At 69.8% G+C, this 26849-nt stretch carries 27 protein-coding genes; 11 read left to right on the forward strand and 16 right to left on the reverse strand.

What is annotated here, in order from left to right:
* Positions 1-85 precede the first annotated feature (85 nt).
* Positions 86-763, reverse strand: coding sequence for a Crp/Fnr family transcriptional regulator (locus ACHAA3_RS11315; protein ID WP_435709115.1), 678 nt, complete (start codon positions 761-763; stop codon positions 86-88).
* A gap of 111 nt (positions 764-874) precedes the next feature.
* Here ACHAA3_RS11315 and nth point away from each other — a divergent pair, with 111 nt between their 5' ends.
* The 4 genes from nth to ACHAA3_RS11335 all read left to right on the forward strand — a co-directional run bounded on the left by nth (position 875) and on the right by ACHAA3_RS11335 (position 4344).
* A complete protein-coding gene (gene nth, locus ACHAA3_RS11320; RefSeq protein ID WP_435709116.1) occupies positions 875-1597 on the forward strand; it encodes an endonuclease III in 723 nt (240 codons plus the stop codon).
* Between the two features lie 124 nt (positions 1598-1721).
* Positions 1722-2369, forward strand: coding sequence for an NUDIX hydrolase (locus ACHAA3_RS11325; RefSeq protein WP_435709117.1), 648 nt, complete (start codon positions 1722-1724; stop codon positions 2367-2369).
* Positions 2324-3535 (forward strand): MarP family serine protease, encoded by a 1212-nt coding sequence (locus tag ACHAA3_RS11330; protein ID WP_435709118.1) that lies wholly within the window; start codon positions 2324-2326, stop codon positions 3533-3535. The genes ACHAA3_RS11325 and ACHAA3_RS11330 overlap by 46 nt, the downstream gene beginning before the upstream one ends.
* A complete protein-coding gene (locus ACHAA3_RS11335) occupies positions 3535-4344 on the forward strand; it encodes a hypothetical protein (RefSeq protein ID WP_435709119.1) in 810 nt (269 codons plus the stop codon). The genes ACHAA3_RS11330 and ACHAA3_RS11335 overlap by 1 nt, the downstream gene beginning before the upstream one ends.
* A gap of 6 nt (positions 4345-4350) precedes the next feature.
* Here the strand turns inward: ACHAA3_RS11335 and ACHAA3_RS11340 are convergent, their stop codons facing one another.
* The 8 genes from ACHAA3_RS11340 to ACHAA3_RS11375 form a co-directional block, all read right to left on the reverse strand.
* On the reverse strand, positions 4351-4782 hold the full coding sequence (locus ACHAA3_RS11340) for a phage holin family protein (protein ID WP_435709120.1): 432 nt from the start codon (positions 4780-4782) through the stop codon (positions 4351-4353).
* Between the two features lie 71 nt (positions 4783-4853).
* Positions 4854-6821: an acetate--CoA ligase gene (gene acs / locus ACHAA3_RS11345; RefSeq protein ID WP_435709121.1), complete on the reverse strand. Its 1968-nt coding sequence runs from the start codon at positions 6819-6821 to the stop codon at positions 4854-4856.
* A gap of 253 nt (positions 6822-7074) precedes the next feature.
* Positions 7075-8718, reverse strand: coding sequence for a solute symporter family protein (locus ACHAA3_RS11350; protein WP_435709122.1), 1644 nt, complete (start codon positions 8716-8718; stop codon positions 7075-7077).
* Entirely contained in the window at positions 8715-9053 is a 339-nt protein-coding gene (locus ACHAA3_RS11355; protein ID WP_435709123.1) for a DUF485 domain-containing protein, read from the reverse strand. Before ACHAA3_RS11355 ends, ACHAA3_RS11350 begins: the two co-directional genes overlap by 4 nt.
* Before the next feature lie 188 nt (positions 9054-9241).
* Positions 9242-10747, reverse strand: a complete 1506-nt coding sequence (locus ACHAA3_RS11360; protein WP_435709124.1) for a cation acetate symporter — start codon at positions 10745-10747, stop codon at positions 9242-9244.
* Positions 10744-11166, reverse strand: a complete 423-nt coding sequence (locus tag ACHAA3_RS11365; protein WP_435709126.1) for a hypothetical protein — start codon at positions 11164-11166, stop codon at positions 10744-10746. The genes ACHAA3_RS11360 and ACHAA3_RS11365 overlap by 4 nt, the downstream gene beginning before the upstream one ends.
* On the reverse strand, positions 11163-11897 hold the full coding sequence (locus ACHAA3_RS11370; RefSeq protein WP_435709127.1) for a LytR/AlgR family response regulator transcription factor: 735 nt from the start codon (positions 11895-11897) through the stop codon (positions 11163-11165). The genes ACHAA3_RS11365 and ACHAA3_RS11370 overlap by 4 nt, the downstream gene beginning before the upstream one ends.
* 29 nt (positions 11898-11926) lie before the next feature.
* The gene (locus tag ACHAA3_RS11375; protein WP_435709128.1) at positions 11927-12667 is read right to left on the reverse strand and encodes an SDR family oxidoreductase; all 741 of its coding nucleotides are present in this window, start codon (positions 12665-12667) and stop codon (positions 11927-11929) included.
* Positions 12668-12788: 121 nt separating this feature from the next.
* Here ACHAA3_RS11375 and ACHAA3_RS11380 point away from each other — a divergent pair, with 121 nt between their 5' ends.
* Positions 12789-15023, forward strand: a complete 2235-nt coding sequence (locus ACHAA3_RS11380; RefSeq protein WP_435709129.1) for an NADP-dependent isocitrate dehydrogenase — start codon at positions 12789-12791, stop codon at positions 15021-15023.
* 117 nt (positions 15024-15140) lie between these two features.
* Here ACHAA3_RS11380 and ACHAA3_RS11385 read toward each other — a convergent pair whose 3' ends face one another.
* Genes ACHAA3_RS11385 through ACHAA3_RS11395 form a run of 3 tightly spaced genes read right to left on the reverse strand, consistent with a single transcriptional unit; the run spans position 15141 to position 17047 of the window.
* Positions 15141-15752 carry an energy-coupling factor transporter transmembrane component T family protein gene (locus ACHAA3_RS11385; RefSeq protein WP_435709130.1) on the reverse strand — a complete coding sequence of 204 codons (612 nt, stop codon included), beginning with the start codon at positions 15750-15752 and terminating at the stop codon, positions 15141-15143.
* Complete coding sequence (locus tag ACHAA3_RS11390) at positions 15749-16444, reverse strand: energy-coupling factor ABC transporter ATP-binding protein (RefSeq protein ID WP_435709131.1); 696 nt, start codon at positions 16442-16444, stop codon at positions 15749-15751. Before ACHAA3_RS11390 ends, ACHAA3_RS11385 begins: the two co-directional genes overlap by 4 nt.
* Before the next feature lie 9 nt (positions 16445-16453).
* A complete protein-coding gene (locus ACHAA3_RS11395; protein ID WP_435709132.1) occupies positions 16454-17047 on the reverse strand; it encodes a biotin transporter BioY in 594 nt (197 codons plus the stop codon).
* 73 nt (positions 17048-17120) lie between these two features.
* Here ACHAA3_RS11395 and ACHAA3_RS11400 point away from each other — a divergent pair, with 73 nt between their 5' ends.
* On the forward strand, positions 17121-17633 hold the full coding sequence (locus ACHAA3_RS11400) for a TetR/AcrR family transcriptional regulator (protein WP_435709133.1): 513 nt from the start codon (positions 17121-17123) through the stop codon (positions 17631-17633).
* 115 nt (positions 17634-17748) lie between these two features.
* On the opposite strand, the gene ACHAA3_RS11405 is transcribed toward ACHAA3_RS11400, so the two are convergent.
* The 3 genes from ACHAA3_RS11405 to ACHAA3_RS11415 are packed head-to-tail and all read right to left on the reverse strand — an operon-like array spanning position 17749 to position 21042.
* Positions 17749-19206 (reverse strand): GuaB1 family IMP dehydrogenase-related protein, encoded by a 1458-nt coding sequence (locus tag ACHAA3_RS11405; protein WP_435709134.1) that lies wholly within the window; start codon positions 19204-19206, stop codon positions 17749-17751.
* Positions 19207-19226: 20 nt separating this feature from the next.
* The gene (locus ACHAA3_RS11410; RefSeq protein ID WP_435709135.1) at positions 19227-20357 is read right to left on the reverse strand and encodes a sensor histidine kinase; all 1131 of its coding nucleotides are present in this window, start codon (positions 20355-20357) and stop codon (positions 19227-19229) included.
* A 4-nt stretch (positions 20358-20361) separates the two neighbouring features.
* Positions 20362-21042 carry a class I SAM-dependent methyltransferase gene (locus ACHAA3_RS11415; RefSeq protein WP_435709136.1) on the reverse strand — a complete coding sequence of 227 codons (681 nt, stop codon included), beginning with the start codon at positions 21040-21042 and terminating at the stop codon, positions 20362-20364.
* A gap of 48 nt (positions 21043-21090) precedes the next feature.
* Here ACHAA3_RS11415 and ACHAA3_RS11420 point away from each other — a divergent pair, with 48 nt between their 5' ends.
* Positions 21091-21828, forward strand: a complete 738-nt coding sequence (locus tag ACHAA3_RS11420; RefSeq protein WP_435709137.1) for an oxidoreductase — start codon at positions 21091-21093, stop codon at positions 21826-21828.
* 371 nt (positions 21829-22199) lie between these two features.
* On the opposite strand, the gene ACHAA3_RS11425 is transcribed toward ACHAA3_RS11420, so the two are convergent.
* Positions 22200-23015: an HAD family hydrolase gene (locus ACHAA3_RS11425; protein WP_435709138.1), complete on the reverse strand. Its 816-nt coding sequence runs from the start codon at positions 23013-23015 to the stop codon at positions 22200-22202.
* A gap of 109 nt (positions 23016-23124) precedes the next feature.
* On the opposite strand from ACHAA3_RS11425, the gene ssd reads away from it, so the two are divergent.
* The 4 genes from ssd to ACHAA3_RS11445 are packed head-to-tail and all read left to right on the forward strand — an operon-like array spanning position 23125 to position 26838.
* Complete coding sequence (ssd, locus tag ACHAA3_RS11430; protein WP_435709139.1) at positions 23125-24195, forward strand: septum site-determining protein Ssd; 1071 nt, start codon at positions 23125-23127, stop codon at positions 24193-24195.
* The gene (locus ACHAA3_RS11435) at positions 24192-25331 is read left to right on the forward strand and encodes a TadA family conjugal transfer-associated ATPase (RefSeq protein ID WP_435709140.1); all 1140 of its coding nucleotides are present in this window, start codon (positions 24192-24194) and stop codon (positions 25329-25331) included. Before ssd ends, ACHAA3_RS11435 begins: the two co-directional genes overlap by 4 nt.
* A complete protein-coding gene (locus ACHAA3_RS11440; protein WP_435709141.1) occupies positions 25328-26146 on the forward strand; it encodes a type II secretion system F family protein in 819 nt (272 codons plus the stop codon). The genes ACHAA3_RS11435 and ACHAA3_RS11440 overlap by 4 nt, the downstream gene beginning before the upstream one ends.
* The gene (locus ACHAA3_RS11445; RefSeq protein WP_435709142.1) at positions 26143-26838 is read left to right on the forward strand and encodes a type II secretion system F family protein; all 696 of its coding nucleotides are present in this window, start codon (positions 26143-26145) and stop codon (positions 26836-26838) included. Before ACHAA3_RS11440 ends, ACHAA3_RS11445 begins: the two co-directional genes overlap by 4 nt.
* Positions 26839-26849: the final 11 nt, after the last annotated feature.

Genomic DNA, 26849 nt, shown 5'->3' on the forward strand with positions numbered 1-26849 from the left:
CAACTTTTGTAGCCTTACGCATGCAAATGGTGCCGTGACACCTGCGAAACGCTACAAAAGTTGGGGACTAACGGGGCTAGCGGGGCTAGCGGGAGCGACGCTGGAGGCGTTCGAGGTCGAGGATGACCACGCTGCGCGGTTCCAGTCGGAGCCAGCCGCGACTCGCGAAGTCGGCCAGAGCCTTGTTGACCGTCTCGCGCGAGGCGCCGACCAGCTGGGCCAGCTCCTCCTGGGTGAGGTCGTGGTTGACGTGGATGCCGTCGTCGGCGCGCCGACCGAAGCGGGACGCGAGATCGAGCAGAGCCTTGGCGACGCGGCCGGGGACGTCGGAGAACACCAGGTCACCGACGACCTCGTTGGTGCGACGCAGGCGTCCGGCCAGCTGGTTCAGCAGGGCCTGGGCGACCACGGGATGAGCCTCCAGCACCGGAATGAGGGCTTCGTGTCCGAGGCTCTTCATCTCGACGTCGGTGACTGCGGTGGCGGTGGCCGATCGGGGGCCGGGGTCGAAGAACGACAGCTCGCCGAACATCTGGCCGGGGCCGAGGATCGCGAGCAGGTTCTCGCGACCGTCCGGTGACGTACGACCGAGCTTGATCTTGCCCTCGATCACGACGTACAACTGGTTGCCGTCATCACCCTCGTTGAACAGGATCTCGCCGCGCCGAAGCGAGCTGGGAGACATGGACCCCGACAGCGTGGCTGCAGCGTCGTCATCCAGGCCAGCGAACAGTGGCGCCTGTCGCAAAATCTCGTCGCTCACAACTTTTTCCTCCACCCAACGGGTTTTCGTGTTCTGCCTCACACGGCATGAGGAGTTTCCCACATGTCGGTCGCTCTGCGCGACCGGCGCGCCTCATCGTACGGTGGGGTGATGTCGCCCACTCCCACGCCGCGGCCCGAGACGAGGCTGGTGAGGCGGGCGCGCAGGACCCATCGCGAGCTTGCTGAGGCCTATCCCGACGCGCGGTGCGAGCTCGACTTCGACGACGCCTTCCAGCTGCTGGTGGCCACCGTGCTGTCGGCGCAGACCACCGACCGCCGGGTGAACTCGGTGACGCCGGCGCTCTTCGCCGCCTACCCGGGGCCGGCCGAGATGGCGGCGGCCCAGCGCGAGGACATCGAGGCGATCATCCGGCCGACCGGCTTCTTCCGTGCCAAGACCGACAGCCTGCTGGGCCTGTCCGCCACCCTCGTCGAGCGATTCGACGCCCAAGTGCCCGGCCGACTGGCCGATCTGGTGACGCTGCCGGGCGTGGGGCGCAAGACCGCGAACGTGGTGCTGGGCGACGCCTTCGGTGTCCCCGGCATCACCGTCGACACCCACGTGGCCCGGCTGGTGCGCCGGTTGGGTTGGGTCGAGCCGGGGATCGCTAAGGACCCTGTCCGGGCCGAGCACGCGATCGGCGCCCTCTTCCCCCGCGGTGACTGGACGATGCTGTGCCATCGTCTGATCTTTCACGGCAGACGCTGCTGTCATGCCAAGAAACCAGCTTGTGGGGCCTGTCCGGTTGCTCGCTGGTGCCCCTCCTTCGGGGAGGGACCCACGGACCCACAGGTCGCAGCGACCCTGCTCACCACGCAGGGTCCCGCGTGAGTGAACGTGTGACCCCGCAGGTGACGCGTCGGTGCGTGGGCGGATCCGTCACACTGGTCCGTGACGCGCCATCGTGGCCCCGTCCGCGCGATCTCGCGCGAGTCACCCGATCGGGGGTCAGCCCATGAGTGGCACGCCGCTTCCCGCGTGGCTGCACCCCGTGGTCGATTCGCTGGCGACCATCACCGCGAAGCGTCTGGCGCCGAACTCGCCCGAACCGCCTGCCGACGCACGACCCGCCTCGGTGCTCATCTTGTTCGCGGACGGTGCGGACGGCCCCGAGATCCTGTTGACGCGTCGCGGCGCCTCGATGCGCCACCACGCAGGCCAGATCTCCTTTCCTGGCGGCGGGAAGGACCCCGGCGACGTCGACGCGATCAGCACGGCACTGCGCGAGGCGTACGAGGAGGTCGGTCTCGAGCCTGCAACGGTCGAGGTGTTCGGCACGCTTCCGACGTTGTGGCTGCCCCCGAGCAACTTCGCCGTCACGCCGGTGCTCGGCTACTGGAACGACCCGCAGGCCCTGACCTCGACCAGCGAGCACGAGGTCGTCCAGGTGCTCCACCAGCCCGTTCGTGACCTACTGGATCCGGTCAACCGGTACAGCGTGACCCATCCGTCCGGCTGGGTCGGTCCTGCCTTCGAGGTGGGCGCCGAGGTGCCGCTGTGGGGCTTCACCGCCGGCATCGTGTCCCGACTGTTCGAGGTCGTGGGCTGGGACGAGCCATGGGACGCCGACGTGCGCCGATCCTTGCCGAAGGGGGCCTGGTGAACTCGCTCGACATCGTGCTGGTCGTGATCGTGGTGGCGTACGCCATCAGCGGTTACGTGCAGGGATTCGTGGTCAACCTCGTCGCGACCACGGGCCTGCTCGTGGGCGGTCTGCTCGCCATCGCCATCGTGCCGCGCGTCATGACCGAGGCCACCCAGAGCCTGGGCTCATCGCTGCTGGCCCTCGGACTGGTCATCGCGGCGGCGGCCGTCGGTCAGGCCATCGGAACATTCGTGGGATCCGAGCTGCGCACGGGTCTGCGCTGGCGGCCCCTGCGCTCCCTCGACGCCGTCGGGGGCAGCGTGCTGAGCATCGTCGCGGTGCTCGTGGCCGGCTGGGCGCTGGGCTACTCGGTCAGCGGCACCTCGATCCCTTACCTGTCGGCGGCCTCGCGATCCTCGGCGATCCTCGACCGCGTCGACGGGTACATGCCGTCGCAGGCCACGTCGGTGCTGCAGTCGTTCAACGACGTCCTCGACACCAACTTGTTCCCCCGCTACATCGACCCGTTCGAGACCGAGCAGATCACCGAGGTCAGCCCGCCCGACGAGGCGACGCTGCAGCAACCCGGAGTCCAGTCCGCCCGCGAGAGCGTCGTCAAGATCCTCGGACAGTCGCGCTGTGACAGCGGTCTGGAGGGTTCGGGCTTTGCCTATGCTCCCGGTCGGATCATGACCAACGCCCACGTGGTCGCCGGGGTCGAGGAGCCGAACCTGGTCATCGGCGACCAGCGCATTCCCACGCGCGTCGTCCTGTTCGACAAGGACCTCGATGTCGCGGTCCTGGCCGCCGACGTGAACCTCACCCCCCTCGACTTCGACACGTCGGGCGCGGCGGGCGACGCTGCGGCCGTCCTCGGCTTCCCGCAGAACGGTCCGTTCGACGCCCGTGCGGCTCGCATCCGCGATCGGATCGATCTGCGCAGCCCTGACATCTACGACGAGGGGCGAGTCACGCGCGACACGTTCTCGGTGCGGAGCCTGGTGCGGTCCGGAAACTCCGGCGGCCCGTTGGTCTCCTCCGACGGTCAGGTGCTGGGCGTCATCTTCGCCGCGTCGATCTCCGACCGCTCCACGGGATATGCCCTCACCGCGGACCAGGTCGCCGAGTCCGCCGAGCGCGGCATCGGTGCGACCACCACGGTCTCGACCGGTGGTTGTGCTTGATGCGGTCGGTGATCGCCGGCCTGGCCGGACTGATCGCGGCGCTGGCTGTTGCTGTCGTCCTGCCCGTCACGTGGCTGGCGGCGAACATCGCCGACGAGGACGGTTTCGTCGACGCCACGACGCAGCTGGCGTCTGATCAGGAGTTTCGTGCCGAGATCATCGACGTCGTCGCCGCTGGGGTGGTCGACCGTGCGGAGGTGCCCGAGCTAGCGGCCTCGGGGGCGCAGGACGTCGTGCGGGCCGGCGCGGAGCAGGTGGTGAGTGCCGACGGATTCGTGGACCTGTTCGAGGAGGTCCAGCGTGCGTCGCATCGGGCCACGTTCGCCGACGGCGATCGCATCGTGCTCGACCTGACGCCGGTGTCCACGGCGATCATCGACTCGATCGACGAGGGGCTGCCGTTCGAGCTGCCGGCCCCCGCCGAGCTGCAGACCTCGGGTGGTGAGGAGGACGTGGCGCCGGTTCTCGACTTCGTCGACCGGTCGCCCGATCGGGCCCTGCTGGGACTGGGCGTCGCGGCTGTGGCTGCGGTCATCTGTGTGCTGGCTGCGCGGCGACGATCGACGGCCCTGCTGGGCCTGGGCATCGCCACGGCCGCCAGCGTGTGGCTGGCGGGTCAGGTGGTCCGGGACCAGGCCACGCAGCTGGGCGACTCGGGCGAGACCCTCGATCCGATCGGACAGCGCTTCCAGCTGCTGGTGCAGGAGCGGGCCGTCGAGTCGTTCGACCAGTGGGTCGTGGTGGCGATCGGGTGTGCTGGTGTGGTGGCGGTGCTCGGCCTGGTCGGCCGCGCGTTCAGCCGTGGCTGATGGCGCTCAACGCAGTGGGGGCGATGCCGGTGCGGCGCTGTCCTTGTGGCCCTTGAGAGCCGGCGGGATCGCCTTCGCGGTGCTGATCGTCTGCGTGGGGGCCTTGACCTTCTTGAGCAGGCGGATGCCGACGAGTCCGAGCACGACGATCAGCAGCAGGTAGAAACCGCTGACGATCAGGAACGCCCAGGCAGGATGTAGTCCGGCCATCACGATGAAGTACGCCGCGGTGATCGACAACATGATGATCAGCAGCAGGCCCAGGAAGGCCACCACGGCCAGGAGTCCTGCGCCGATACCACCTGCCTTGACGCTGAACTTGACCTCGGACTTGGCCAGCGCGATCTCGGAGCGCACCAGGTCGGAGAGATTTCGTTCGACGTCCTTGGCGAGAGCGCCGATGGTGGGCGCGGCATCGGTCTTGTGGGGCGTGCTCATGAGGGCGACCCTACAAGCCTTCGGGCCCGCGTGCCGCGACAGTCACAGCGCGCGGGCCCGTGGCTGCTGCATCAGTCGTCGTCACCCTTCCCAGCGCCGATGCCGTCTGAGATCAATTGCATGACGCCGGCGTCCGCCAGAGTGGACGAGTCGCCCACCTCGCGATCCTCGGCGACGTCGCGCAGCAACCGGCGCATGATCTTGCCGGACCGGGTCTTGGGCAGCTCGGGCACGACCATGATGCGCTTTGGCTTGGCGATCGGACCGATCTCCTTGCCGACGTGGTCACGCAGCTCCTTGACGACTTCCTGGCCGCCGTCGCCGGCCGACTCTCGAAGGATGACGAACGCCACCACGGCCTGACCGGTCGTGTCGTCTGCCGCACCCACGACGGCTGCCTCGGCCACCTTGGGGTGTGAGACCAGTGCGGATTCGATCTCGGTGGTCGACAGACGATGGCCGGACACGTTCATGACGTCATCGACGCGCCCCATCAGCCAGATGTCGCCGTCGTCGTCCTTCTTGGCTCCGTCGCCGGCGAAGTACAGGTTTTCCCAGCGCGACCAGTAGGTCTCCTTGTAGCGGTCGTCATCGCCCCAGATGGTGCGCAGCATGGCCGGCCACGGCTCGGTGACGACCAGGTATCCGCCCTCGCCGTTGCCGACGGGCTGGCCCGCGTCGTCGACGACCTCGATGTCGATGCCTGGTATGGCGCGCATGGCCGAGCCGGGCTTGGCCGAGGTGACACCGGGCAGCGGGCTCATCATGTGTGCGCCGGTCTCGGTCTGCCACCACGTGTCGACGATGGGCGTGCGCCCGCTGCCGATGTTGTCGCGGTACCAGACGTAGGCCTCGGGGTTGATCGATTCGCCGACCGAGCCCATGATGCGCAGGCTCGACAGATCGCGCTCGGCCGGGATCTGCTCGCCCCACTTCATGCAGGTGCGAATGGCGGTGGGGGCCGTGTAAAAAAGCGTCACTCCATAGTCAGAAATAATGTCCCACCACCTACCTTTGGTGGGGGTGTCGGGGGTGCCTTCGTACATCACCTGGGTCGCCCCGTTGAGCAGCGGACCGTAGACCATGTACGAGTGCCCGGTGACCCAGCCGATGTCGGCGGTGCACCAGAAGACGTCGTCGGGCTTGTGGTCGAAGATGCCCCAGAACGTGTAGGCGTTCTGCACCAGGTAGCCGCCCGTGGTGTGCAGGATTCCCTTGGGCTTGCCGGTCGTGCCCGAGGTGTACATGACGTAGAGCGGGTGCTCGGCGTCGAATGCCTCCGGGGTGTGATCGGTGGAGGCCGTGGCGACGACGTCGTGCCACCACACGTCGCGACCTTCGGTCATCTCGGTGTCGGTCTCGGTGCGCCGGGCGACCAGGACGTGCTGGACGGGGCTGGTGTCGCCGAGCTTGGCGAGGGCCTCGTCGACGGCGGGCTTGAGGGCCGACGGAGCGCCGCGGCGGTATCCGCCGTCGGCCGTGATGATGATCTTGGCGTCGCAGTCCTCGACGCGGCTGGCCAGGGCATCGGAGCTGAAGCCACCGAACACGACGGTGTGCGGGGCGCCGAGCCGTGCGCAGGCCAGTATCGCGACGATGGCCTCAGGGATCATCGGCATGTAGATGGCGACTCGGTCGCCGGTCTTGACGCCGAGGTCGACCAGCGCGTTCGCGGCCTGGCTGACCTCGTCCTTGAGGTTGGCGTAGGTGATGTCTCGGGTGTCGCCGGGCTCGCCGACGAAGTGGAACGCCACGCGCTCGCCGTGACCGGCCTCGACGTGACGGTCCACGCAGTTGTAGGCGGCGTTGAGCGTGCCGCCCACGAACCACTTGGCGAACGGCGCCTTGGTCCAGTCGAGCACCTCCGTGAACGGGGTGGACCACGAGATGCGCTCGGCCTGCTCGGCCCAGAAGCCGAGGCGATCGGCGGAGGCGCGCTCGTAGGCCTCGGCGGTCAGGTTCGCGTTCGCGGCCAGCTCGGCCGGCGGCTCGAACCGACGGTTCTCGTTCGACAGGTTGCTGATGCCTTGCTCGGTCACGATGTTCTCCTCGATCGACGGCTGTGTTGCATTCTTGCTCAGCGCACGGACTGGTGCACCGCGGGGCGCTACTGCGTTCGGATGTGCGCCTGCCTCGCCTCTGACCCGACCATGGGCCGAGCGAAGCGAGGCAGGCGCCCGGGCGAAGCCCGCCAGCGGCACCCGACCATGGGCCGAGCGAAGCGAGGCAGGCGCCCGGGCGAAGCCCGGCAGCGGCGAGGTACGAGCCGCTGGAGCGGCGAAGCCGCGCGCCCTACTTCTCCGCCCCCGCCCCTGTCAGGGACCGGACCTCGAGCTCGGCGAAACGATCCTCGCTGGTGCGTTCCTTCGAGGTGATCGTGCCGAGGAAGCCGAGCAGGAAGCCCAGCGGGATCGACACGATGCCCGGGTTGGTCAGCGGGAACCACGCGAAGTCGACGCCGGTCAGCAGCGCGGTGTCCGACCCGGACACGGTGGGGCTGAAGACCACCAGCCCCACAGCGGCGATCAGGCCACCGTAGATGCTCCAGACCGCGCCTCGGGTGTTGAAGCGCTTCCAGAACAGGTTGAACAGCAGCGCCGGCAGGTTCGCCGACGCTGCGACGGCGAAGGCCAACGCCACCAGGAACGCGACGTTCAGCTTCTGGCCCGGGATCGCCAGGGCGATCGCGACGCCGCCGATGACGAAAGCGGAGATGCGCGCCACCTTGATCTCCTGGGCGCCGGTGGCGGTGCCCTTCTTCCAGACGCTGGCGTACAGGTCGTGCGCCACCGAGGAGGCCGACGTCAGGGTGAGGCCGGCGACGACGGCCAGGATCGTGGCGAAGGCGACCGCCGAGATCAGGGCCAGCAGGATGGCTCCTCCGGTCGTGCCGGCTCCACCTCCCACGGCCTCGGCCAGCAGGGGCGAGGCCAGGTTGCCGCCCGAATCGACGATCTCCTGCTTCTTGTCGCCGGTCACCAGCGCAGCGGCGCCGAAGCCGAGGACCAGTGTCAGCAGGTAGAAGCTGCCGATGATGCCGATGGCCCAGAGCACCGACTTGCGTGCCTGGCGCGCGGTCGGAACCGTGTAGAAACGCACCAGGATGTGCGGGAGGCCGGCGGTACCGAGCACCAGGGCGATGCCCAAGGAGATGAAGTCGATCTTGCTGGTTGCCGTGCCGCCGTACTGCAGGCCGGGCTCCAGGAAGGCTCGACCCTCACCGCTGTTCTCCGCAGCCGTGCCGAGCAGGTCGGAGATGTTGAAGTTGAACTTGGCCAGCACCAGGACGCTGATCAGGATCGTGCCGCCCATCAGCAGGACTGCCTTGACGATCTGCACCCAGGTGGTGCCCTTCATGCCGCCGATGACGACGTAGAAGATCATCAGGACGCCGACCCCGGCGATCGTCAGATTCTTGGCGCTGTCGCTGTCGATGCCCAGCAGCAGGGCCACGAGGGCACCCGCACCGACCATCTGGGCGAGCAGGTAGAAGATCGACACGATGATGGTCGAGGTCGCGGCCGCGGTGCGCACCGGTGTCTGGCGCATGCGGTACGCGAGCTGGTCGGCCATCGTGAACTTGCCGGAGTTGCGCAGGAGCTCGGCCACCAGCAGCAGAGCCACGAGCCACGCCACCAGGAAGCCGATCGAGTACAGGAACCCGTCGTAGCCGGACAGGGCGATCGCGCCGGAGATGCCCAGGAACGAGGCGGCCGACATGTAGTCGCCGCCGATGGCGAAGCCGTTCTGGACGCCGCTGAAGCTGCGGCCGCCGGCGTAGTAGTCGGCAGCGGTCTTGGTGTTGCGGCTGGCCCAGAAGGTGATGCCGACGGTCAGCAGCACGATGAAGACGAACAGCGATCCGGTCAGCAGCTGGTTGCCGCCCTCGGCGGAGGCCTGGACCAGGGTGATCTGGGCGGGAGAGGACGTGTTCATCGGTTGATCTCCTGCTCGAACTCTTCGCCGAGTCGATCAGCGGTGGGGTCCATGCGACGGGCCGAGTACTGGGAGTACCAGTAGGCCAGGCCGAAGGTGGTCACGAACTGCAGGAGTCCCCAGACCAGGGCGATGTTGATGTTGCCGACGACGCGAATGGCCATCAGGTCAGGTGCGTAGTTCGAGCACAGGACGTACAGCAGGTACCAGGCCATGAAGGCGATGGTGGCCGGGACGACGAAGCCCAGGTAGGCCTTCTTCAGGCCCTGGAAGTCATCGGACGCGTGGATGCGTTGGTAGGCCGCTTCGGCCTCGGGGCTGATCTTGTCCGCCACGGGGTGTACCTCTCTCGTGATGCGCGGGCACGGGTGTGCCACGCCGAAGACGCTAGGGGCGCAGTGCGATGTGAGCCAGATCACCGGCGGGGTCGTGCGCTCAGATGCCGGACTCCTGCGACCTACGGGAATCGGGCCGCGACGAACGGTCGGTCCTGTGCGACCAGCGGGGTTCCAGAACGGGACCACTAGGAGCGGCGGTCGACGTCGATTCGCTCCGGGGTGTGCAGGCGCACCATGGTGCGCGCGACGTTGGCCGGCGCGCGATGACGGGTCAGCAGGGACACACCGATCATCAGCGAGAAGCCGACAGGGACCGACCAGAGCGCGGGCTGGCTCATCAGTGCGCCGAGCCATCCCTCGGGACGCGCTGCGATCGTGAGGATGGGGGCCACGCCGGCGCACACCCCACCGCCCATCAGGCCGGCGATGGCGCCGATGTCGGTGAGGCCGCGCCACCACACGCCCAGCACGAGCAGTGGGCAGAACGTCGAGGCGGCCAGCGCGAAGGCGAATGTCACCGAGCTGGCGACCGGGATCCGCTCAGCCGACAGGGCGAGCGTGACGGGAACGATCAGGCACAGCACGGCGGCAATGCGGAACGCGGCCACTCCTCCCAGTCGGCTCCCGACGCGATCGATGCCGGTCAGTGCCTGACCGAGCACGCCCGCCACCGACATCGTCAGGCCCGAGGAGGTCGACAGGAAGGCCGCGAACGCGCCCGCCGTGAGCACGGCCGACAGCACCTCGCCGGTCGTGCCGCCGAGCATGCGTGCCGGAAGCTCCAGCACCACGGCATCGGTGCGACCCGCGGCGATGAGGTCGGGTGCGTAGATTCGGCCGAGCACGCCGTAGATGGTCGGCAGCAGGTAGAAGGCGCCGAGGAGACCGAGCACGATCAGGGTCGTGCGGCGGGCGGCCTGCCCGTCGGGGTTGGTGTAGAAGCGCACCACGACGTGCGGCAGCCCCATCGTGCCGAGGAAGGTCGCCGCCAGCACCGAGTACGTCAGGTACAGGCTGGTCGGATCGGTGCCGCCGAACGGGCTGAACCAGTCAGTGGGGGCAACCGGTGACGGGCTGCCGTCGAGCGTCCACGCGTGCACGAGGAAGAACACGGGCACCAGCAGTGCGGTCAGCTTGAGCCAGTACTGGAAGGCCTGCACGAAGGTGATGCTGCGCATCCCGCCCGACACCACGTTGACCATCACGATCATGGCGACCAGCGCGGTCCCCACCCAGGCGGGGGAACCCGTGACGGTGCGCACCGTCAGGCCGGCGCCCTGGAACTGCGGCATCAGGTACAGCCAGCCGACCGCGACCACCAGGGCGCTGGCCAGGCGCCGCACCGCGATCGAGCCGAGGCGCAGCTGGGCGAAGTCCGGAATCGTGTACGCACCGGATCGACGCAACGGAGCGGCGACGAAGACCAGCAGGAGCAGGTAGCCGGCGGTCCAGCCGATGGGGTACCAGAGCATGTCGGCGCCCGAGGCCAGCACGAGCCCGGCCACGCCGAGGAACGAGGCTGCCGACAGGTACTCGCCGCCGATGGCGGAGCTGTTCCAGATCGGGCTGACCGACCGCGACGCCACGTAGAAGTCGCTCGTGGTGCGGCTGACGCGCAGCCCGAAGGCTCCGATGCCCACCGTCGCGAGCGCCACGAGGGTGATCGCCACCACGCCGTAGGTGGCGTTCACGCCGGGCCCCCGGACGCGGAGTCTCGGGTCTCGGTGGCGTCGACGAGATCGGCGAAGTCACGTTCGGCGCGCTCGGCCTGGCGCACGAAGAGCCATCCGATGATGCCGATGAAGGGGTAGACCAGCACGCCGAGGACGATCCACGGCGCAGGAATGCCGAACAGGCGCAACGTGGTCGAGGCGTCGACGGTCAGGAACACGATCGGCAACGCACCGATCGACAGCAGGAGGGTGACCACCACCGTGAGGGCCGCGCGCAGCTGGGATCGGATCAGTGAGCGCATGTAGAGCTCGCCGACACCGGTCGACTCGTCGATCTCCTGGCGAGCCGACCGAGGCACGTGCCGCGATGCCGATGCCAGTGGACTGGTGACGCGCACACGGCCGGTGTGGACGGGCGGCTGGTCCGGGTCGCTCATCGGGCGCGATGGTGGATCAGGTCGCGCAGCTCACGGGTGTGGCGGCGCGCCACCTGGATCTCGGTGGGCGTGGCGCCGGTGTCGACCAGCACGCTGGATCGGCCAGCGTGGGTGCGCAGCTCCACGACGTGGGCGAGGTTCACGGCATGGCTGCGGTGGACGCGTGCGAATCCGACGTCGGCCCAGGCGGCGGCCAGGGTCGACAGTGGGGTGCGGATCAGGTGACTGTCGCCGCCCGTGGTGTGCAGGCGCACGTAGTCACCCTGCGCCTCGACCACCGCGACGGCCGATCGCTGCACGAAGCGCGTCACGCCGCCCAGCTCGACGGCGATCGTCGCGTCGGGGTCCGCTGTGGTGGCGTCGCTCTCGCACACCCGCCGCACGCTCTCGCGCAGCCGCTCCTCCCGGATGGGCTTGAGCAGGTAGTCGACGGCGTTCAGCTCGAAGGCCTCGACCGCGTGAGCGTCGTGCGCCGTGACGAACACGATCGCCGGCGGGTGCCGAAATCGGCCGACCAGGCTGGCGATCTGCAGCCCGGTGAGGCCCGGCATGGCGATGTCGAGGAACACCAGGTCGATCTCGCCCGCCTCGAGCACCTGCAGTGCATCGGTGCCGGACCGCGCCGACTCGACCGTGGCGATGCGATCATCACGACCCAGCAGCCAGACCAGCTCGTCGAGCACCGGCTGCTCGTCGTCGACGACGAGAGTGTGGAGTCCGGCGGCGGGCATGGGCCATGGTAGGCGGGCCGTGTGCCCCGTCACAACGCGCGCAGCCACTGCCCGAAGGTTTGGGTGCCGCGAGGGCCGTCAGAAGTCGGACGCAACCCGCCAGCCCTGATCGCCCGGCCCGCCGCACCGGGGACCCGCAGGCCGACCACCGTCTGTCGCGACCCGGTCGACCGCACGTACTGACGCGCGAGGTCGACCATGTGGTTGTCCTCGGGGCCCGCGAGATCGGGCACGCGTCCGGCCGGGCCGGCCTCGCACAGCTCGACCAGGGCCGCGGCCGCCTCGGCGGCTGCGATGGTGCGTGAGGGCATGGCTGGCACCAGGCTGACCGGACCCAGCTTCATGAAGCCGAGCGAACGGGCGGAGAACTCGTGGAACTGGGTGGTGCGCAGGATCGACCACGGAATGGGGCCGCTGGTGATCAGTTGTTCTTGGCGCTGCTTGCCCTGGTAGTAGCCGAGCGCGATGTCGTCGATGCCGACGATGGAGATCGCGACGTGATGACCTGTGCCGGCCGCCGTCTCGGCGGCCAGCAGAGTGCTGGTGACGCTGTCGAAGAAGCGTTCGGCGCCCGCCCTGCCCTGGGTCGTGGTGCTGGTCGTGTCGACCACGGTGTCGACGCCGGCGAGTGCGTCGGCGAGGCCAGCGCCCGTGGTGAGGTCGACGCCCAGTGACCGGGCCAGCGGGACGACCTCGTGGCCGAGCCCGCGCGCCAGCTCGGTGACCTTGTGTCCGACCACGCCGGTGGCACCTGCGACGGCGATCCTCATGACTCGACAGTAAGACGCGCAAGTGTCACCGTGAAGGCTGCATCTGCCTGGGAGGTGGCGTCCTCCATGAGATATCTTGACGTCAAGACACTTTTCATCCACCTCGCGAGACGGAGACCCCGTGCCTGAGTCGACGATCATCTACACCCACACCGACGAGGCGCCTGCGCTGGCGACGTACTCGTTCCTGCCGGTCATCGAGGCCTACGCGGCCCAGGCGGGCGTCGCGGTCGAGACCCGCGACATCTCCTTGTCGGGACGCATCGTCAGTCAGTTCGCCGATCGCCTGCCTGCCGATCAGCAGATTCCCGATGCGCTCGCCGAGCTCGGTGAGCTGGCTCAGCAGCCCGAGGCCAACATCATCAAGCTGCCGAACATCTCGGCGTCGGTGCCGCAGCTCAAGGCCGCCATCGCCGAGCTCCAGCAGCAGGGCTTCGACCTGCCTGCGTACCCCGAGGACCCGCAGACCGACGACGAGCGCGACGTCCGCGCGCGCTACGACAAGGTCAAGGGCAGTGCCGTCAACCCGGTGCTGCGCGAGGGCAACTCCGATCGCCGCGCTCCGGCCTCGGTCAAGAAGTACGTGCAGTCCAACCCGCACTCGATGGGCGTGTGGAGCTCTGACTCCAGGACCCAGGTCGCCACGATGGGTGCCGACGACTTCCGCGCCAACGAGAAGTCGGTTGTCATCGAGGCTGACACCACGTTGCGCGTCGAGCTGGTCGGCGACGACGGTGCAACCACCGTGCTGCGCGAAGAGATCCCCGTGCTCGCCGGCGAGGTCGTCGACGCCACGGCCATGAACGTCGCCGCGCTGCGCGAGTTCCTGACCGCGCAGATCGCACGGGCCAAGGCCGACGACGTCCTGTTCTCGGTGCACCTCAAGGCGACGATGATGAAGGTCTCCGACCCGATCATCTTCGGCCACGTCGTGCGGGCCTTCTTCCCGAAGACCTTCGCCGCGTTCGGTGACGTGCTCGCCGGTGCCGGGCTGAGCCCCAACGACGGACTCGGTGGCATCCTGGCCGGTCTCGACGGGCTCGACCAGGCCGCCGAGATCAAGGCGTCGTTCGACGCCGAGCTGGCCGAGGGGCCGAAGCTGGCCCACGTCGACTCCGATCACGGCATCACCAACCTGCACGTGCCCAGCGACGTCATCGTCGACGCCTCGATGCCAGCGATGATCCGCACGTCGGGCCACATGTGGGGCCCCGACGGTGAGGAGGCCGACACCCTCGCGGTCATCCCCGACTCCAGCTACGCCGGCGTCTACCAGGCCGTCATCGATGACTGCCGCGAGAACGGCGCCTTCGATCCCTCGACGATGGGCACCGTCCCGAACGTGGGGCTCATGGCGCAGAAGGCCGAGGAGTACGGCAGCCACGACAAGACGTTCGAGATCCCGACCACGGGTACCGTGCGCGTGGTCGACGCGTCGGGTGAGGTGCTGCTCGAACAGGCCGTGGAGCAGGGAGACGTCTGGCGCGCCTGCCAGACCAAGGACATCCCGATCCGCGACTGGGTCAAGCTCGCCGTCTCGCGGGCTCGGGCCACCGGCGATCCCACGATCTTCTGGCTCGACGAGGGCCGGGCGCACGACGCGAACCTGATCGCCAAGGTGAACGCCTACCTCCCCGAGCACACTGCGTCGATCGAGGGAGGGGACGATCTCGACATTCGCATCATGTCGCCGATCGAGGCGACCAAGCTGTCGATCGAGCGGATTCGTCGGGGTGAGAACACCATCAGCGTGACCGGCAACGTGCTGCGTGACTACAACACCGACCTGTTCCCGATTCTCGAGCTCGGCACCAGCGCCAAGATGCTGTCGATCGTGCCGCTGATCAACGGCGGCGGTCTGTTCGAGACCGGTGCCGGCGGTTCGGCGCCCAAGCACGTGCAGCAGCTGGTCAAGGAGAACTACCTGCGCTGGGACAGCCTCGGTGAGTTCCTCGCACTGGCGGTCAGCTTCGAGCACATGGCGACGACCACCGACAACGCTCGCGCCCAGGTGCTGGCCGACACCCTCGACCGCGCCACCGGCACGTTCCTGGACGAGAACCGGTCCCCGGGTCGCAAGCTCGGCACGACCGACAACCGCGGAAGCCACTTCTACCTGGCGCTGTACTGGGCCCAGGAGCTGGCCCAGCAGAGCGACGACGCCGAGCTCGCGACATCGTTCGGCGAGCTGGCAGAGAAGCTCGCCGGCGAGGAGGACACCATCGTGGCCGAGCTGCTCGCGGTGCAGGGCAAGCCGGCCGACATCGGCGGCTACTTCCGCCCTGATGTCGACAAGGCCACCGCTGTCATGCGCCCCAGCCAGACCCTCATGGACGCGCTCGCGATCCTGCCCTGAGCGAGGTGACGGGTTACCAGGTTACGTAGGGAGGCCATCACTTCTCCGGGCAAATTCGCCATGAGAAGTGATGGCTTTCCTACGTAACCTGGGGAACCATCAGATGCCAGGGAACCATCACTCGTCGCCGAGGCCGCGGGCGGCGAGGGCGTCGCCGGTGGCGTGGGCGTGGGCGACGGTGCGGAGGGTCAGCGGGATCAGATAGGCGCGCGGCGAGCGCTCGAGTCCGCGGGCACGGGCGGCGTCGCGGGTCTCGGCCGCGATGTCGGCGATGCGGGGGAGGGCCGCGATCATCAGGGAGAAGGCCAGCGCGACCTTCTCCGGGTTGACCCCGAGGCGCCGGAAGGGTCCGAGACCGCGCACGATCGCGTCGAGCAGTCGGTCGGTGGGTGTCGTCGCCGTGAAGGTGGTGGCTGCCAGCACGAGAGCAAGCACCGTGGCCGCGATCTCGACCGCGACCGGCCAGCCTCGTTGCCAGGCCTGGAAGCCGGCAAGCACCGCCACGATCAGCAGCATGGGGCGCAGGCCGCGCCACAGGTCGCGCAGCGGGACCCGCGCGGACGCGGCGAGCAGGACCGAGGCGCCCAGTGCGGCCGTAGGCGGCCACGGTCCGCGGAGTGCGACGACGACGAGGCCGTAGGCGACCAGCAGCCCCAGCTTCGGTCCGGCGGGGATCCGGTGCAGCACCGTGGTGCCCGGGTGGTGCACCCCGAGACTCACGGCCCTCATCCGAGCACCTGCGCTCGGTACCAGTGCACTGCCTCCGCGGCGGGGCCGTCGAAGGCGACCCGACCGTCAGCGATCACCAGGGCGCGGTCGCATCGGGCTGCGAGGTCGAGGTCGTGGGTGGCGAGCACGAGCTGTTGGCGCAGTCCCAGCAGCAGGTCCCCGATGAGTCGGGTGTTGGCCAGGTCGAGCAGCGTGGTGGGCTCGTCGGCCACGACGACGTCCGGATCGGTGGCCAGGACCCCGGCGACCGCCAGCAGCTGCTGCTGACCACCCGACAACGCGTGCACGCTGGTGTCCGCCCGATGTGCCAGGCCGAACTCATCGAGCACCTCGCGCGCCCGGGCCTCGCGGTGCGAAGCCTTCTTGACGTCACGGCGCAAGGAGAGAGCAACGTCCTCGACGGCGGTCGGCATCACCACCTGGGAGGCAGGATTCGTGAACACGAACCCGACGCGCCGCCGCACCTGGGCGCCGTGCTCTGCCACGTCGACGCCGTCGACCAGCACCCGCCCGCTCGTGGCCGTCACCAGTCCGTTGAGCAGGCGTGCGAGCGTGGACTTGCCCGATCCGTTGGCCCCGATCAGGGCGATGCGGGGCTCGCTGAGGGTCACGGTGACGTCGGACAGGATCGTGACGACGGGACCCGTGCCGGGCGCGTCCACACTGACCCGGTCGAGCTCGATGCGCGCCACCGCAGCAGCCTACGGGCGCCGGGTCATCAGCTGCGGGAATGCGCGGTGCACCGCAGCGGCGACGACCGCCGCGATGGCCAGCTTGACCAGGTCGGCGGGCACGAACGGCAGCGCTGCCGTGACGCCCTTGGCGTAGCTCAGGTCGGCGGTGATCGCGATGCTCGCGGCGCCAGCCAGCGTCACGACCGTCTCGGCGATCACCCCGCCGAGGATGACGACCACGGCCGTGACCGCGACTCCCCGCGCCGCGAGTCGCTCGGCGACGAATCCGATGATCAGCGCTGCGATCGGGAAGGCCAGCAGATAGCCCGACGTGGGCCCGCTGAACGGAGCCAAGCCGGCCTGTCCGCCGGCGAAGATCGGCAGACCGGCAGCTCCGGCCACGATGTAGAGAGTCACCGAGAGGAATCCGCGCACCGCTCCGAGTGCTGCGCCGGTCAGGAAGACGGCCAGCAGCTGCAGGGTGATCGGTACTCCGTTGACACCGAACGGCAGGGCGGCCGACACGGCGCAGACCGCGATCAGCGCGGCGAAGGTCGCGATGAGAGACAGGTCGGTGGTGCTCAGGCCGCGCCGCTTGGCGGGGGTGGTGGTCGATGTCATCGCGGTCCTCCGGCTCACGCACCTGAACAGTGATCAGGTGAACGCTGTTCAGGTTAGCCGATAGGGTGGGCGGGTGGCCAACAGTCTCGATGACGTCGTGAGCGCGGCGCTGACGGTCCTGGACACGCACGGCCTGGAGTTCTGCTCGATGCGGCGGGTCGCGGCAGCGCTCGACGTGCAGCCCAGTGCGCTGTACCACCACGTGTCGGACAAGCAGACGCTGCTCGCCCTGATGGCCGACCGCATCGTCGAGGGGGTCGGGGTCGCCGACGGAGGGCCGCCCGAGAAGCGTGCTGCCGATGTGGCCCACGCGCTGCGGGACGCGATGCTGTCCGTCCGGGATGGCGCCGACGTGGTGGCGACCGCGTCGGCCTTCCGACTGGGCGTCTCGCGGGTGGAGGCTGAACTTGCTGTGGCGCTCGACGACCGCGACGGCGCCCGCACCCTGCTGCTGTTCGTGTTCGGCCACACCCAGGCCACCCAGATGCACCGCCTGGCCAGCGGCGTCGGCGCCATCGACCCCGATCCCGACCTCGACGAATCCTTCGACCGAGGCCTCGCCATCGTGCTGCGAGGCCTGCGCTGACGTGTTGGCCTGACGCTCAGGGTGACCATGGGCCGAGCGAAGCGAGGCAAGCCGCCCGGGCGCAGCCCGGCAGCGACGAAGTCGCTGGAGCGGCGAGCGTAGCGAGTCGCTCGGCTTACCAACTGGCGTGCAGAGGTCGTCCCTCGTCGTAGCCTGCCGAGCTCTGGAGGCCGATCACCGCCTGGTCGTGGAACTGAGCGACGCTGCGCGCACCGGCGTAGGTGGCACTGGAACGGACGCCCGCGATGATCTGATCGACGAGGTCCTCGACGCCGGGACGATCCGGGTCGAGAAACATGCGGGACGAGGAGATGCCTTCCTCGAACAGGGCCATCCGCGCGCGCTCGAAACCGGCCTCATCGCGGGTCCGGTTGGACACCGCGCGCGCCGACGCCATGCCGAAGGACTCCTTGTAGGGCCGTCCGTCGGACCCGACCTTGAGGTCGCCGGGGCTCTCCAGCGTGCCGGCGAACCACGATCCGATCATCACGCTGGCCGCGCCCGCAGCCAGGGCGAGCGCGACGTCGCGCGGATACCGCACCCCGCCGTCGGCCCACACGTGGGCGCCGACCTCGCGGGCGGCGTCGGCGCACTCGAGGACGGCGGAGAACTGCGGCCGTCCCACCCCGGTCATCATGCGAGTCGTGCACATGGCGCCGGGCCCGACGCCGACCTTGACGATGTCGGCCCCGGCCGCCACGAGGTCACGGACCCCCGCGGCCGACACGACGTTGCCTGCGGCGATCGGGATACGACGACCGGTGGCGGATGCGTGGGCGTCGCGCGCTGCGGCGACGATCGGCAGGGCCTCGAGCATCTTCGCCTGGTGGCCGTGCGCGGTGTCCACGACGAGCACATCCACGCCCATGGCGAGCAGGGCCTCGGCCTTGCCGGCGACGTCGCCGTTGATGCCGACGGCGGCCCCCAGGACGAGATGACCGTCCGGGTCGGTAGCGGGGGTGTAGATCGTCGAGCGCAGGGCGCCGGTCCGGGTGAGGACTCCGACGAGCCGACCGTCGTCGAGCACGGGAGCGAGCGACACGCGTCGTGCACTCATCTCGTCGAAACCGTGTCGGGGATCGACGCCGACCTCGAAGGTCAGCAGGTCGGTCTCCATGACCTCACGCACCTGGGTGAACCGATCGACCGCCTCGCCGTCCCGCTCGGTCACCACGCCCACCGGGGTCTCGCCGTCGAGCACCACGACGGCACCGTGTGCGCGCTTGGGGATCAGGCTCATGGCCTCGCCGATCGTGGTCGACAGATCGACGGTGACCGGGGTGTCGTAGATCGTGTGGGCTGACTTCACGCGTTCGACGGTGGCGCGCACGATGTCCATCGGGATGTCCTGGGGAATGATCGCGATGCCGCCACGGCGGGCGATCGTCTCGGCCATCCGCTTGCCCGAGATGGCCGTCATGTTCGAGACCACGAGGGGCAGGGTGGTCCCGATGTCGTCGGGGGTGCGCAGATCGACGTCGAAACGGCTGGTGACCGACGAGTGCGACGGCACCATGAACACGTCGCTGTAGGTCAGGTCGTGCGAGGGCTGCAGGTCGTTGAGGAACTTCACGCCCTGAGTCTAGGGGCGGCTCACGGATCCACCGAGGGCGCGAACTTCGGCACCCGCACGGCCACCTTGGTGCCATGTCCCGGCGCGGTCTCGACCACGATGCCGTGCGCATCGCCGTAGACGGTGCGCAGTCGCTCGTCGACGTTGGACAGGCCGATGGATGCGCTGGTGGTGCGTCCTGCGAGTGCCTCGCGGACGACCTCAGGATCGGCGCCGACTCCGTCATCCTCGATCGTGATGACACACTCTGCGCCGTCGTCACGGGCCACGATCGTGATCGTGCCGTCACCGGACTGGGGCTCCAGTCCGTGCCGGACGGCGTTCTCGACCAGCGGCTGGACCGACAGGAAGGGCAGTCGCACGCTCAGCACCTCCGGCGCGATGCGGGTGATGACCCGCAGCCGGTCGCCGAAGCGAGCCTTCTCCAGCACCAGGTAGCGCTCGATGGAGCGCAGCTCCTCGGCGAGGGTCGTGAACTCGCCGTGCCGGCGGAACGAGTACCGCGTGAAGTCGGCGAACTCCAGCAGCAGCTCTCGAGCGCGCTCGGGATCGGTGCGCACGAACGAGGCGATCGCGCCCAGGGAGTTGTAGATGAAGTGCGGTGAGATCTGCGCCCGCAGGGCCCGCAGCTCGGCCTCCATCAGGGCCGTGCGGCTGATCGCGAGCTCGGCCAGCTCCAGCTGGCTGGACATCCACCGAGCCACCTCGGTCGTGGCGCGCACGAGTCCGGCCGAGGCCTCATCGGTGTGCACGACAACACTTCCGACGACGCGACCGTCCACCGACAGAGGTGCGACCACCGTGTGATCGGAGGCCTGCGTGGTGCCCCGTCTGAGCGCATCAGCGACGAGGTCGGCGGCCTCGGCACGGTTCGAGCCGTCCCACGCCAGGATGCCGGCGGTGTCGGTGATGCCCACGGTGGGGCCGCCGAGCAGGGCTCGGACATGAGGCAGCGCGCTCGCCGCGCTGTCCGCGTCCAGGCCGTTCTGCAGTGCGGGGGCCGCGAGCGAGGCGGTGTGCAGCGTGGCGTACGTGGCGCGGTCCGCGGCGGTGCCCAGCGACTGTCGATGCGTCAGCAGCCACCACCGGGTGAATGCGGCGACGACGATCAGCGCGACCGCGGCCAGGGCGGCCAGGGCGATGTCGCCCACGGCGCTACCGGAAGTCGAGGAGCATGATCTCGGAGGTCTCGTCGACCTCGACCATGCTCGACTTGTCGACCCGTGCGCGCAGGCTGGTCGTCTCGGTGCGCAGCTGCAACGACCCGGTCTGCGCGCCGTAGCTCTCGAACAGGTCGCGCACCTGCGACAGGGCGGACTCGGGTACCGAGGGGTGGCGGCGTTCGGCCGCGAACTTCATCAGGGCCGGCAGGTCGAGTCGTTGCCAACTGCCTGCCTCGGTGGTCTCGGGCTGGTGGAACAGACCCGATGCCGTGAACGTGTCGGTGGACGGGTGCGCGTTGTCACGAGCGCCGATGATCTCGCGCAGCTTGCGCAGCCACGGGATCGAGTCGTCGTGCCGGTGCGAGACGGTCGACAGCAATCCGCCGGTGCGCAGGACTCGGGCGTACTCGGCCAACGCCAGCGGTGCGTCGCGCACCTCGGGGACGATGACGGCGTCGAAGACGCGGGCGCTGAAGGGGAGCCGCTCGCCCTGGGTGCGGACGTACTGGATCTCGGGGTGGCGCCGGTGCGTGACGTCGTCACCGGCCACCACGACCTCGTGGCCCTGCTCGGCCAGGCGGTAGGCCACCGCGCCGTCGCCGATGTGCAGCACGCACGACAAGCGGTCGCCGACCAGCCACTTGGCTGTCCGATCGTCGCCTTCGTCGCTCACGTCTCGAGGCTACCCCGCGACCCGGCACGCCCTCGGTACGCTTCGGGCGTGTCCGATCCCTCCCCTGCCGATCCCTTCGCCGCCGCAGCCGAACTCGAAGGCGTTCCCTCGGCCTTCGCCGGAACCCGCGACGGCCTGGACGCCGTCCTGCGTGATCGTGGACTGCGCCGCTCCACGCCGGAGGACACGGCGCAGTCGTTGCTGCTCGGCGCCTGGGCCACCGCCTCGCTGGAAGGCAGCGAGGTGACCGTGGACGAGCTCGCCAGCGGCGGGGGAGACGCCACGGCGCGGGCCGCGGTGCGGATGTCGACCGAGCTGCTGGGCCTGGTCCCGACCTTCGGCTCGTCGCCCGTGCAGGCCATGGCGCGACTGCACGCGATGGCCGCGGCGGGCAGCGTCGACGACGCCGATCTCGGTCGACCTGCCCATCCGGAGGGCACCGCACGCCTGACTGCCCTCGCCACCATGCTCGGGCAGCGCTCCGAGGCGCCAGCACTGGTCGTCGCGGCGCTCGCGCACGCCGAGATCGTCGCAGCCGGCGCCTTCACCTCCCACAACGGCGTCATCGGCCGTGCCGTCGAACGGCTCGTGCTCGTGGTGCGTGGAGTCGACCCGGCCTCGGTCACGGTCCCCGAAGCCGGACACGCCAGCGACGCCGCGGCCTACCGATCAGCCCTGGACGCCTATGCGAGCGGCACCGACACCGGTGTCCACCAGTGGTTGCTCTACGCCGCGCAGGCGTTCTCCCGCGCTGCCGAGGCGAGCCCCCTGGCCCGCAACCGCTGAAGCAGCAGAGCGACGGCATCCTTGCGCCGCAGAGCGACGGTGTCTTGTGCGCCGCAGAGCGACGGCACCTATTGCGCCGCAGAGCGACGGTGCCGACCCCCGGAGGGATCGACACCGTCTGGCCAGCAATCGACTCGGTGGCCAGGCGTGCTGGATCTGAGTCGTCGGGGCCCCGACCCATGTCGAAGCTGTCCGAGCAACTGTCCCAGTGAGGCGGGTGATCGCCGCGTGGGTGCCGAGGTGCTGGTCGCTGTGGAGTTCTGGTGTCAGTTCTACGCCCGAAATGTCGGGCCGTACACCCCTACTGGGTCGTAATGTCGTGTGCCTCGTTTCACAAGCACACAGGGGTCGCGGGAGGAGGAGTCAGTGACTCAGCTGGACGGCGCGGCGCGGCGACGCCACCACACCGCGGCGGTGAGCGCCCCAGCAGCACCCGCTGCAGTGGCCGCCACGGCGGCGATCCCGACCGGGGTGTCCAGCCCCAGGCGGCTGCGCAACGAGACCGGTCGGTTGAACGTCAAGATCGGCCAGTCGTTCTCGGTGGCCAGGGCGCGCAGCGTCTTGTCCGGGTTCACCGCGAACGGATGGCCCACCGCCTCGAGCATGGGGGCGTCGGTCTCGGAGTCCGAGTACGCGTAGCTGGTCGACAGGTCGTAGCCGCGTTCGGCGGCGAGCGCACGCATGGCGGTGGCCTTGTGGGGCCCGTAGGCGTAGAAGTCGACCTCGCCGGTGTATCGCCCGTCGATCTCGGCCAACCGGGTGGCGATCACGTGATCGACACCCAGCATCGCGCCAACCGGCTCGACGACCTCGGAGCCGGAGGCGGAGACGATCACCACGTCCAGGCCCGCCGCCTGGTGCTGCCTGATCAGCTGCACGGCCTCGTCGAAGACCAGCGGCTCGATGATGGTGTGCAGGGTCTCGGACACCACCTGGCGCACCGTCTGCACCTCCCAGCCGGCGATCATCTGGGTCAGATACGCGCGCATCTTCTCCAGCTGGTCATGATCGGCGCCGCTGATCGCGAACATGAAGTTCGCATAGGCGCTGCGCAACACGGCGCGACGGGTCAGCAGGCCACCGTGGAAGAACGGCTTGCTGAACGCGAGCGTGCTCGAACGGGCGATGATCGTCTTGTCCAGATCGAAGAACGCCGCGGATTGCAGTCCTGCCGCCGGTGCAGTCACGAACTCAGGATAGGCCGCGGCCGTCCACAGGCGTGTGTCGAGGAGTCGATCGTCCACAGGCGGGTACACGATCCTCGTGCCGGGCCGCCGATCGACCCACCATCGATGCATGCCCGACATCGCTGTCATCGCGACCGCCGATCCCCTGCTGCTGGACTCCGCCCTGCGGTGGTGCGCCGCCGTCGGCGCCGCTCCGGTGGCCCTCGACACGCCCGACGCGGTGCGCCGCGAATGGCGCCGGGCCTCGGCCGTGCTCGTGGGCGCGGACCTGGTCCCCGCGGTGGCCCGCAGCGCACCGCCGCGACGCGATCACGTGCTCGTGGTGGCCGACCACCCCGACCTGGTCTGGCGTGATGCCGTGGCCATCGGAGCGGCCAGCGTGGTCTCCCCCGGCGACGACGACGCCGCGTTGGCCGCACTGGTCGGAGCACTCGACGGTCGGGTCGAGGGATGCACCGTCTCGGTGGTGGGCGGCTCGGGCGGGGTGGGCGCCAGCACCTTCGCCGTCGCCCTGGGGCTGGCTGGTGCCGGCCGGGGCCTGGCGGCGGTCGTGCTGGACGCCGACCCCACCGGCTCGGGCGTCGACCTGGTGCTGGGCAGTGAACGCGCCACCGGGTTGAGGTGGCCCGACCTCGCTGCGGTCGACGGCCGGTTGGCGGGCGAGTCGTTGTCCGACGTCCTGCCCCGCCGTCACGGCGTCGCCACGATCGCCTGGCCCGGTGACGGGGCGCCAGTGCAGGAGCCGGCCGCAGCCGGGGCCGTGTGGTCGGCGGCCACCCGGGCCTTCGACCTCGTGGTGGCCGACGTCCCACGACCCAGCTCGGCGGTGTCGGACTTCGCCGCCGAGGGGTGGGTGGGTTCGGTCCTGTCCGGCTCGCTGCTGACTGTCGTGCTCATCGGAGACGACCTCGTCGGGCTGGGTGCTGCTCGCCGGATCGTGCCCCGCGTCACCGAGCGGTGTGGCTCGGTCCTGGCCGTCGTCGTGTCGCGGCGTGGTGGTCTGGGGACCGCCAGCGTCGAGCAGGCCGTCGGCATCCCCGTGATCGCCCGCATCCGACCAGACCGGCGTCTGCGCGCTGCGGTCGACCACGGGCGCGGCCCCGGCCGTTCGCGCCCGCTGCGTCGAGCGTCGGTCCAGGTGCTCGACACGCTCGGTCTGCACCGAAGTGCCAGTTCGTGAGCGTCTCGCTGATCGATCGCGTCCGTCACCGGCTGGTCATGGACGGTGTCTCGCCGACCGCAGCCACCGTGGCCGATGCCCTCCGGTCCGAGCAGCAGGTCCTGGGCAGTGGAGCGCTGCTGAACCTGGTCGATCGGCTGTGCAGCGAGATGCTGGGGGCCGGCCCGCTCGATGCGCTTCTGGCACTCCCGGGGATCACCGACGTGCTCGTCAACGGCCCGGGCCAGGTCCTGATCGACCGCGGCCAGGGTCTGGAGCTCACGGACGTGAGGTTTGAGTCCGACGACATCGTGCGCCGCCTCGCCCAGCGCATGGCCGCAGTGGCCGGACGACGCCTCGACGACGCGGCACCCTGGGTCGATGCCCGACTGCCCGACGGCACCCGCCTGCACGCCGTGCTCGCTCCGTTGTCCCGTCCCGGCACCGTCATCTCCCTGCGGGTGCCGGCGCGGGTCGTGTACTCGATCGACGACCTCGCCGCGCTCGGCATGTTCGCCGGCGGCGCCGAGCAGCCCGTCCGCTCCATCGCCCGAGCACGCGCATCGTTCGTGGTCACCGGCGGCACCGGCAGCGGAAAGACCACGGTCCTCGCTGCGATGCTGGGCCTGGTCGACCCCCATGAACGTCTCGTGCTGGTCGAGGACTCCACCGAGCTGAGGCCAGACCATCCGCACGTGGTCGGGCTCGAGGCGAGGCCGCCCAACGTCGAGGGCGCTGGTGGGGTCACGGTGCGCGATCTCGTTCGGCAGGCGCTGCGGATGCGACCGGACCGGCTCGTGGTGGGCGAGGTGCGTGGACACGAGGTCGTCGACCTGCTCGCGGCACTCAACACCGGGCACGAGGGCGGGTGCGGAACGGTGCACGCGAACTCGGCGGTCGACGTCCCGGCCCGCTTCGAGGCTCTGGGGGTGGCCGCAGGGCTGCCCCGCGACGCCGTGCACAGCCAGCTGGCTGCTGGTCTCGATCTCGTCATCCATCTGGACCGCGACTCCCGCGGCGTGCGCCGAGTGCGCGAGATCGCGGTCCTGGTCGGCAGGGACGGATGGGTGCAGGCGGTCACCGCGCTGACGTTCGACACGGAATCGCTGGCGGTGTCCGGGCCGGGGATCGAGGCGTTCAGGGCGTTGGTCTCATGACGTGGCTCGCCGCGCTCGCCGCAGCTGGTGCTGCGGCGTGCTGGTGGCCGTCGAGCAGCTGGCTCCTGCGGGCGCGACTCGGCGTGCGCCGCGAGCAGGCGCAGTCCTCGGCAGCGTGGCGTCCGTCGGGGCGTGCAGGCCGAGCCACGGCGGGAGGAGCGCTCGTGGTGGTGATGGTGCTGCTGGTCCGTCTCGACGGAACTCAGGTCGTGGTCGGCGCCGCGGCTGCCATCGCGTCACTCACTGCCGCCCGGCTGGCCCACGCCGGTCGCTCCCGCACGAGGGCTGCGGCGCGACGAGCGGAGTCCGTCGAGGTCGTCTCGCTCCTCGCCTCCGAGCTGCGTGCCGGAGCGCTGGGCGACGCCGCCATCCGATCGGTCGCGAGCGAGACCGCCGTCATCGACGCAGCCGCCCGAGCGGCCGCCCAGGGAGCCGATGTCGTGCCGGCCCTGCGCGAGGTCGGCGCCGCGGCCGGAGCTGGCCTGTGGACCGAGGTGGCCGCCGCCTGGTGGGTGGCGGACCGGGCCGGTGCTCCGCTCGCCGCAGTCCTCACCCGCCTGGCCGATCGGGCCCGAGACGACCTCGACCTCGCCGTCGAGGTGACCGCCGAGCTCGGACCCGCGCGGGCGACGGCACGGCTGATGGCACTGCTGCCCGCCTTCGGGCTGCTGCTGGGGGCAGGCATGGGCGGCAACCCGGTCGAGGTGCTGCTCACCACGCCGCTCGGTGCCGGCTGTCTTCTGGCCGGGGTGCTCCTCGCCTGCGCGGGGCTGCTGTGGATCGAGCGTGTCGCCGCGGGAGTCGACGCCTCATGACCCCAGCCCTCCTGGCGGGGCTCGCCGTGTGGTTGCTCGTGCCTCAACCAGGTCGGCGCCGCGCACGGCAGTTGTGGAGCTCGCGGGTCGCTGTGGTCAGCCGACTCGACCTGACCTGGCTGGCCGCGGCGATGGCACCGGTGCTCGGCCTCGTGGTGCTGGGATGGCCGACCGGGCTGGTCATCGGTCTGCTGGCGGCACCCGTCGCGAGATCAGCGGTCGGACGACTGGAGTCCGGGGCGGACCGCGCACGCGCCGAGGCGGCACGCCGTCAGCTGTCGCCTGCTCTTGACCTGGTCTCGGCGTGTCTCGAGGCGGGCAGGCCGCCCGGGCTGGCCCTGCGACTGGCCGGCGAGGCCACACCTGACCCGCTCGGTGCAGACCTGTCGGCCCTGGCGCACCGGGTCAGCGTGGCTGGCGACCTGAGCACGGCGCTGCAGGACGTCGCGGGTCCGCTGCGACCGCTCGCCCGGGCGCTGCGTCGCGCCGAGCAGTCTGGCGTACCGATCTCCGACGTCGTGGCGGCCGTGGCCGGCGACGTGAATCGCGAGCGGGTCGCGCAGCGCCGCGATGCCGCTCGGCGCGTGGGGGTCCGAACCGCCGCACCCCTGGGAATCTGTTTCATGCCGGCGTTCCTGCTGATCGGGATCGTGCCCACCATCGTGGCCACCGCCTCGACGATCGGCTGGTGATCAGGGGCCGT

It is taken from the genome of Aeromicrobium sp. CF3.5, assembly GCF_051262695.1.
GTDB lineage: Bacteria > Actinomycetota > Actinomycetes > Propionibacteriales > Nocardioidaceae > Aeromicrobium.

Bases quoted from the DNA above. Each gene is read 5' to 3' on its own strand.
- nth (WP_435709116.1), top strand. From the start codon at position 875: ATGTCGCCCACTCCCACGCCGCGGCCCGAGACGAGGCTGGTGAGGCGG.
- ACHAA3_RS11325 (WP_435709117.1), top strand. From the start codon at position 1,722: ATGAGTGGCACGCCGCTTCCCGCGTGGCTGCACCCCGTGGTCGATTCG.
- ACHAA3_RS11330 (WP_435709118.1), top strand. From the start codon at position 2,324: ATGGGACGCCGACGTGCGCCGATCCTTGCCGAAGGGGGCCTGGTGAAC.
- ACHAA3_RS11335 (WP_435709119.1), top strand. From the start codon at position 3,535: ATGCGGTCGGTGATCGCCGGCCTGGCCGGACTGATCGCGGCGCTGGCT.
- ACHAA3_RS11340 (WP_435709120.1), bottom strand. From the start codon at position 4,782: ATGAGCACGCCCCACAAGACCGATGCCGCGCCCACCATCGGCGCTCTC.
- ACHAA3_RS11350 (WP_435709122.1), bottom strand. From the start codon at position 8,718: ATGAACACGTCCTCTCCCGCCCAGATCACCCTGGTCCAGGCCTCCGCC.
- ACHAA3_RS11365 (WP_435709126.1), bottom strand. From the start codon at position 11,166: ATGAGCGACCCGGACCAGCCGCCCGTCCACACCGGCCGTGTGCGCGTC.
- ACHAA3_RS11370 (WP_435709127.1), bottom strand. From the start codon at position 11,897: ATGCCCGCCGCCGGACTCCACACTCTCGTCGTCGACGACGAGCAGCCG.
- ACHAA3_RS11375 (WP_435709128.1), bottom strand. From the start codon at position 12,667: ATGAGGATCGCCGTCGCAGGTGCCACCGGCGTGGTCGGACACAAGGTC.
- ACHAA3_RS11385 (WP_435709130.1), bottom strand. From the start codon at position 15,752: ATGAGGGCCGTGAGTCTCGGGGTGCACCACCCGGGCACCACGGTGCTG.
- ACHAA3_RS11395 (WP_435709132.1), bottom strand. From the start codon at position 17,047: ATGACATCGACCACCACCCCCGCCAAGCGGCGCGGCCTGAGCACCACC.
- ssd (WP_435709139.1), top strand. From the start codon at position 23,125: ATGCCCGACATCGCTGTCATCGCGACCGCCGATCCCCTGCTGCTGGAC.
- ACHAA3_RS11440 (WP_435709141.1), top strand. From the start codon at position 25,328: ATGACGTGGCTCGCCGCGCTCGCCGCAGCTGGTGCTGCGGCGTGCTGG.
- ACHAA3_RS11445 (WP_435709142.1), top strand. From the start codon at position 26,143: ATGACCCCAGCCCTCCTGGCGGGGCTCGCCGTGTGGTTGCTCGTGCCT.